Source organism: Pseudomonas sp., from assembly GCF_049301935.1.
Classification (GTDB): Bacteria; Pseudomonadota; Gammaproteobacteria; order Pseudomonadales; family Pseudomonadaceae; genus Aquipseudomonas.
Map to the genome: position 1 here is coordinate 1 of NZ_JBAQLP010000020.1, position 6,596 is coordinate 6,596.

6 protein-coding genes are annotated in these 6,596 nt (G+C 61.6%); 1 reads left to right on the plus strand and 5 read right to left on the minus strand.

What is annotated here, in order from left to right; all coding sequences use genetic code 11:
* On the plus strand, nucleotides 1–476 hold a 476-nt coding region (locus WA145_RS02655; protein WP_422580081.1), incomplete at its 5' end, for a phasin family protein.
* Between the two features lie 63 nt (nucleotides 477–539).
* Here the strand turns inward: WA145_RS02655 and WA145_RS02660 are convergent.
* From WA145_RS02660 to WA145_RS02680, 5 genes are all read right to left on the minus strand, one after another.
* The gene (locus WA145_RS02660; RefSeq protein ID WP_422580082.1) at nucleotides 540–1,154 is read right to left on the minus strand and encodes a TetR/AcrR family transcriptional regulator; all 615 of its coding nucleotides are present in this window, start codon (nucleotides 1,152–1,154) and stop codon (nucleotides 540–542) included.
* 87 nt (nucleotides 1,155–1,241) lie between these two features.
* Nucleotides 1,242–2,924: a class II poly(R)-hydroxyalkanoic acid synthase gene (phaC, locus tag WA145_RS02665; RefSeq protein WP_422580083.1), complete on the minus strand. Its 1,683-nt coding sequence runs from the start codon at nucleotides 2,922–2,924 to the stop codon at nucleotides 1,242–1,244.
* Nucleotides 2,925–3,128: 204 nt separating this feature from the next.
* Nucleotides 3,129–3,989, minus strand: a complete 861-nt coding sequence (gene phaZ / locus WA145_RS02670) for a poly(3-hydroxyalkanoate) depolymerase (protein ID WP_422580084.1) — start codon at nucleotides 3,987–3,989, stop codon at nucleotides 3,129–3,131.
* Nucleotides 3,990–4,144: 155 nt separating this feature from the next.
* The gene (gene phaC / locus WA145_RS02675) at nucleotides 4,145–5,824 is read right to left on the minus strand and encodes a class II poly(R)-hydroxyalkanoic acid synthase (protein WP_422580085.1); all 1,680 of its coding nucleotides are present in this window, start codon (nucleotides 5,822–5,824) and stop codon (nucleotides 4,145–4,147) included.
* Nucleotides 5,825–6,198: 374 nt separating this feature from the next.
* Entirely contained in the window at nucleotides 6,199–6,573 is a 375-nt protein-coding gene (locus tag WA145_RS02680; protein ID WP_422580086.1) for a gamma-butyrobetaine hydroxylase-like domain-containing protein, read from the minus strand.
* Between the last annotated feature and the right edge of the window lie 23 nt (nucleotides 6,574–6,596).

The following is a 6,596-nucleotide window of genomic DNA, read 5'->3' on the forward strand; positions in this document are numbered from 1 at the left end:
AAGTCAAAGACAAGGCTATTGGCAAGTGGGGCGAGCTGGAAGAAGCCTTCGACAAGCGTCTGAACAATGCCATTTCGCGTCTCGGTGTACCGAGCCGCAATGAAGTGAAAGCGCTCAACGCCAAAGTTGAAAGCCTGACCAAGCAGATCGAGCAACTGACTGGCGTTTCGGTCAAGTCGGTCAAGCCTGCCGTCAAGAAGGTGGCTGCCAAGCCTGCCGCTAAACCCGCAGCCAAGCCGGTTGCCAAAGCAGCAGCTAAGCCAGCGGCCAAACCTGCAGCCAAGCCTGCCGCTAAACCGGTAGCCAAGGCCGCAGCCAAGCCAGCTGCTAAACCTGCAGCCAAGCCAGCCGCTAAACCGGCAGTCAAAGCTGCAGCCAAGCCAGTAGCCGCCAAACCGGCTGCTCCGGTGGCGGCTGTTGCGCCTGCTCCGGCAGCAGCGCCGGCGGCACCCGTGACACCTGCCGCCCAGTCGTAAGACGCGCAGCAGTCAACGCAAACGCCCGGCCTAGTGCCGGGCGTTTGCGTTTAGGCGTGCGGGTCAGTCTTCCAGGTAACGCTGTGCCAGGTGTTCGGCAGCGTAGCGCGGTTCTTCGGCCAAGTGCGGGGCCACCAGCATCATCACCTGGTACACCACCAGGCGACTCTCGCCTTCGCGGCCGATGATGCGCTGGTAGTCCAGCGAGAACAGCAGGGTCAGGGTGATCTGCTCGACCAATTGACCCAGCGAGCGGGTGTCGCTGTGCAATTGGCCATTGAGCTGCAGGCGCGCGAGTAGTTCAGCCAGTGTACGTTTCAGAGCGTTCAGCCAGTGGCGCATGCCGCGTTCCAGTTTTGGCAGGCGGCTGGTCAGGTTGGACAGGTCCTGGAACAGGAAGCGGTAGTGTGCCAGGCGCTCGACGATCAGGTGCAGAAACAGCCAGTAGTCTTCCACATCCAGCTGCACGTCTTCGGGCGGCGAGAGCAGCGGAGCCAGTTCGGCTTGAAAGCGCTCGAACAGGCCGAGGATCAGCGGCTCTTTGCCGTGGAAGTGGTAGTACAGGTTGCCCGGGCTGATGCCCATTTCGTTGGCAATTTCCAGGGTGGAAACGTTCGGCTCGCCCTTCTGGTTGAACAGCAGCAGGGCACATTCAAGGATTCTGTCGCGGGTTTTCATCCGGTCTTCTTATTCTGGCCGCGGGAAGGCTGACGATACCTGGCCGCAATGGCTTGCGGCCAGTCTGGTCATGCTTGAGTTGAGGATTTAGCGCACATGCACATAGGTGCCGGGCGCGGCTTCCATCGCCGGGTAGTGCTGGTTGCCCAGCGCCATCAGGGTGTCCTGCTGCTCGCCCGAACGCTCCTGCATCCAGTTCAGCCACACCGGCCACCAGCTGCCTTGCACATGCTCGGCGTCGTGGTACCAGGCACGCGGGTCGCCAGTCAGTTTGGGGTTTTCCAGGTAATTGGACTTGGGGTTGCCCGGCGGATTGAGGATGCTTTGGATATGCCCGCTATTGGACAGGATAACGCGCCGGTCACCACCGAGCAGCAGGGTCGAGCGGTATACCGCATCCCAGGGCGTGATGTGGTCGTTGATCCCGGCGACGCTGAAGCTGTCCACCGTGACCTTCTGCAGGTCGACCGGGGTGCCGCAGACTTCCAGGCCGCGTGGGTGAGTCAGCGGGTTGTGCTTGAAGAAGTCGATCAGGTCGCCATGCAGGGCAGCCGGCAGGCGGGTGTTGTCGTTGTTCCAATAGAGAATGTCGAAGGCCGGCGGCTGTTTGCCGAGCAGGTAGTTGTTGACCCAGTAATTCCAGATCAGGTCATTCGGGCGCATCCAGGCAAACACCCGCGCCATGTCGCGACCGTCCAGCACGCCTTGCTGATAGGAGCGGCGTTTGGCGGCCTCCAAGGTCAGCTCGTCGGCAAACAGCATGGCTGGGCTGTCGATCTGGCTGTCCAGCAGGCTGACCATGTAGGTGGCGCTGGCCACTTTGCGCAGCTGGCGTTTGGCCTGTAGATGGCCTTGCAGGGCAGCGATGGTCAGGCCGCCGGCGCAGGCCCCGAGCAGGTTGACGTTCTTGCTGCCGGTGATTTCCCGACAGGCATCGACGGCCTCCTCGACCGCCTGCACATAGCTCGACAGGCCCCACTCGCGGTGCCGTGGATCGGGGTTGCGCCAGCTGATGACAAAGGTTTGCAGGCCGTTCTTCAGTGCGTACTGGACGAAGCTCTTCTCGCTGGAGAGGTCGAAAATATAGAACTTGTTGATTTGCGGCGGCACGATCAGCAGCGGCTTGGCGTACTGTTTTTCGCTCATCGGCTTGTACTGGATCAGCTCCAGCAGCTCGCTGCGAAATACCACCGCGCCGCTGGTGGTGGCCAGGTTACGGCCGACCTCGAAGGCGTGTTTGCTGACCTGGCTGGGCATGCCGTCGTTGTTCACCAGGTCATCGAACAGGTGGCTCACACCCTTGAGCAGACTGCTGCCGCCGCTGTTGAACAGTTCCTTGATCACCTGCGGGTTGAGCAGGGTGTTGGACGGCGCCAGGGCATCGGCCAGCAGGGTGGCGACAAAGCGCGCGCGGGCGCGGTCGTCGGCGTCCAGATTGCTCTCATCGATCCAGCTGTTCAGCTGTTTCTGGCAGGCCAGGTAGGCTTGCAGGCTGCGGCTGTAGAGCGGGTTGTCACGCCAGGTGGGGTCGGCAAAACGCGGGTCTTGTGGGTTGACCTTGAACGGCTTGTCACCCAGCAGCACGCGACCCAGTTGGCCGCCCAGTGCAGCGACATGCCGGGCGCTGTGAATGGGTTGCTTGAGCCCTTGCAGGGCCAGGCCACGCAGGGTGGAGAACAGGTCGCGACCGCGCAGGCCGACCACTGCGTTCTGAGCATTCATCACGCTGCTGCGCACAGGCAGGGCGCGTTTGGCGGGTTGGTCTCGCATTGGGCAACACTCCGTCGTCAAACCGTGAGACTTCAAGGTTGATAGATAAGCAGCAAGGCTTATACCAATGCGCGCGAATGTGCGTTCCAGACTGCCGCGCGCCAAGTCCCAGGTAATACAACGTGCCCGAAAGTGGGTCAAGCACTGAACTGTGAGCACAGCCACAGTGCGTGCAGTTGATGCTTGTACGCAGTCAGGCTGCGCTTAGCCGAGCGTGCGGGCTGGCGCGGGCTGCGGGTGCATAATCGCGCGCTGACGTTCTTCCTCGAGGAACTTCATGATGATCGGCGCGACGGCTTCGGCGCGGGTCACCAGGAATAGGTGACCATCGTCGATCACGTGCAGCTCGGAGTTGGGGATGCGCCAGGCCAGCAGGCGCATATTCACCAGCGGGATCAGTGGGTCATCGTCGCCGGCCATCACCAGCGTCGGTTGGCGAATCTTGTGCAGCCAGTGGATGCTGGTCCAGCCGAGGCCGGCGAATAGCTGCCAGTAGTAGCCCATTTTGCCGCCCGAACGGACTTTACTGGCATGCGCCAGGGCCAGCTTCGGGTCGCGGCGGAACGCGCCGCCGTAGATTTGCGGGGCAATCTGCACGCCGTAGGAGGGCTGCACATAGCGCCGTGGGCTGGCCATACACCAGAGCACCTTGGGTTTGCCAGGCACCATCACCGCGCCGGCCGAGGTGGCGGCGAGGATCAGCTTCTTGCAGCGTTCGGGGTAATCGTGGGCGAATTGCTGCGCCAGGGCGCCGCCCCAGGACACGCCAATGGCATTGACCTGGCCATAGTCGAGGTAGTCGAGCATGCGCGCGGCGAGCTTGGCCAGGCCAGGAAAGCGATACGGCGTGTTGGGTGTGGAGGAGCCGCCAACGCCGGGCACGTCGAAAGCGATGACCTCCAGACCGGGGTCCAGGGCACGCACGAAGGGCATCACCAGCTCCAAGTTGGCGCCGATGCCGTTGAAAATCAGCAGCGGGGTCATCTTGCCGTCACCGGGGCGAACCGCAGTACGGAGGGTCTGGCCGTCCAACTCAATGGTACGGAATACGAAAGGTAGCGACATGCGCAAAAGCCCTATCAATTAAAACGCTGGATCAGACCCTCCGGGTCTTTTCCAGAAATGCCAGGGCAAAGCCTGGTTCGCCCACCCGCTCAATCGAGTGGATGGGCGAGCGACACGTCCGGTGCCGCGGGCAGTGTTGCGCAGTGCGCAGGTGATCAACGTTCGTGAACGTAGGTGCCGGGGGCTGCTTCGCCGGCCGGGTATTTCTTGTTGCCCAGTTGGCTCGGTGCCTTCTTCTGCGCGCCGGAGCGAGCGGCGAGCCAGACCTGCCAATGCAGCCACCAGGAGTCGGCGTGCTTGGTCGAGCTGGCTTGCCAGGTTTTCGGGTCCGCGTGCATCTGGGTGTTGGTCATGTAGCGTGATTTCGGGTTACCCGGCGGGTTGAGAATGCTCTGGATATGCCCGCTGTTGGACAGCACGAACTCGACATTGCCGGCAAACAGGTTGGCCGACTTGTAGCACGACTCCCACGGCGTGATGTGGTCGGTGGTGCCGGCCACGCAGTAAAGGTCGCTGGTGACCTGCTTGAGGTCGATCGGCGTACCACAAACTTCCAGTGCGCCCGCGCGGATCAGCGGGTTGGAAGTAAACATGTCGATAAACTCGCCATGCAGGGCTGCCGGCAGGCGCGTGGTGTCGTTGTTCCAGTAGAGGATGTCGAACACCGGCGGCTCGTTACCGAGCAGGTAGTTGTTGACCCAGTAGTTCCAGATCAGGTCGTTGGGGCGCATCCAGGCGAACACCTTGGCCATGTCGCTGCCTTCCAGCACCCCTGCCTGGTAAGAGCGGCGCTTGGCCAGCTCCAGGCTTTTCTCGTCGGCGAACAGCGCTACATCGGTTTCCAGGCGGTTGTCCAGCACGCTGACCAGCAGGGTCAGGGCATGCACCTTCTTCTCACCCAGCGCGGCGTAATGGCCCAGCAGCGAGGTGGTGGTCAGGCCGCCGGAGCAGGCGCCGAGCATGTTGATGTCCTTGCTGCCAGTGACGGCTGAGACCACGTCGATGGCTTCTTTCAGTGCTTCGATATAGGTCGACAGGCCCCACTCGCGGTGCGCCTTGGTCGGGTTGCGCCAGCTCACCACGAAGGTCTGGATGCCGTTGCGCAACAGGAAGCGCGCCACGCTCTTTTCTGGCGACAGGTCGAACACGTAGAACTTGTTGATCTGCGGCGGTACCACCAGCAATGGGCGCTCGTGCACCTGTTCGGTGATTGGCTTGTACTGGATCAGTTCCAGCAGGTCGTTGCGAAAGATCACCGCGCCATCGGTGGTGGCCAGGCTTTTGCCGACCTCGAAGGCATTCATGTTGACCTGGCTGGGCATGCCGCCGTTGTTGACGATGTCATAGGCCAGGTGCGACAGGCCGTCGAGCAGGCTCTTGCCGCCGGTTTCGAAGAAGCGTTTGACCGCGGCCGGGTTGGCCATGCTGTTGCTGGGCGCCATGGCTTCGGTCATCAGGTTGATCACGAAATGGCCACGGCTGGCATCCTGCTCGGACAGGTTGCTGTGCTCGACCCAGTCATGCAGCTCCTTGCGCCACGCCAGGTAGGTCTGCAGGTAACGGCGGTACAGCGGATTCTGGCTCCAGGCCGGGTCGGCAAAGCGTCGGTCGCCTTCGGCGGGGGTGAGGTCGGATTGACCGAGCATCACGTTCTTCAGCTCCATGCTGAAATAGGCCAGGTGTTTGGCGCTGTGCAGGGGTTGCTTGAGGGCTTGCTTGAGCACGACTCGAGCGGAGGTAAGGAGGTCTTTACCGCGGATGCCGATCACCGGATTAAGGCCCAAGGTGTTCTCGGAGGCCTGGTGTTTCAGGTCATCATTATTCTTATCTGTCATCTACAACGCTCCATTGTCCTGAGACGAAATACCGGCGTAATACTGTGCACGGCGACACAGGGCTAAGGGCCAGATATTGCCCGGATTTCCAAGGGCGGATCGCTCCGCAATCTTCCTCGTCGCCGGGGCTGCCTGGCGCGAGAAACTTCCAACTACTTGGTTACCCGAGTTTGAGAATTTGTGCAAGCCGGCCGCAATCCAGGCCGAATGCGCGATGAGTATGCCGGGAAGGATTAGAAAATGCGCTCTAACCAGTCAGGATCAACGGGCTAGACGGGCTGCTGCGCTGCGGCAGATGGTCGCCAGGCGATGCGGGTGCGGGGAAATAGTTGAGGCGCCTGAATCAATTGCTGATGGCAGATCGCCTGCATGCTTCAGAGCATCAGTTTGACCACACTTTCGCTGGGGTCGCGGGATTTGCCGGCGGCGGCCAGGGTGGCGAGGTAATCGTTCCACAGTTCGTTCTGGCGCATAGCCAGTTGTTCCAGGTAATCCCAGGTGAACAGGCCGCTGTCGTGGCCGTCATCGAAGGTCAGTTTCAGCGCGTAATTGCCCGCCGGTTCGATCTTGCTCAAACCGACATGCAACTTGCCGGTTTGTAGGATCGGTTTGCCGTGGCCCTGCACCTCCGCCGAGGGCGAGTGCACGCGCAGGAACTCGGCGGGCAGGGTGTAGCGCTCGTCGGTCCCGTAATGCAGCTCCAGGGTTTTCGAGGCTTTGTGCAGCTTTATTGCGGTGGGGATGCGCATGGGCGGGTTCCGCAGGTTATGTA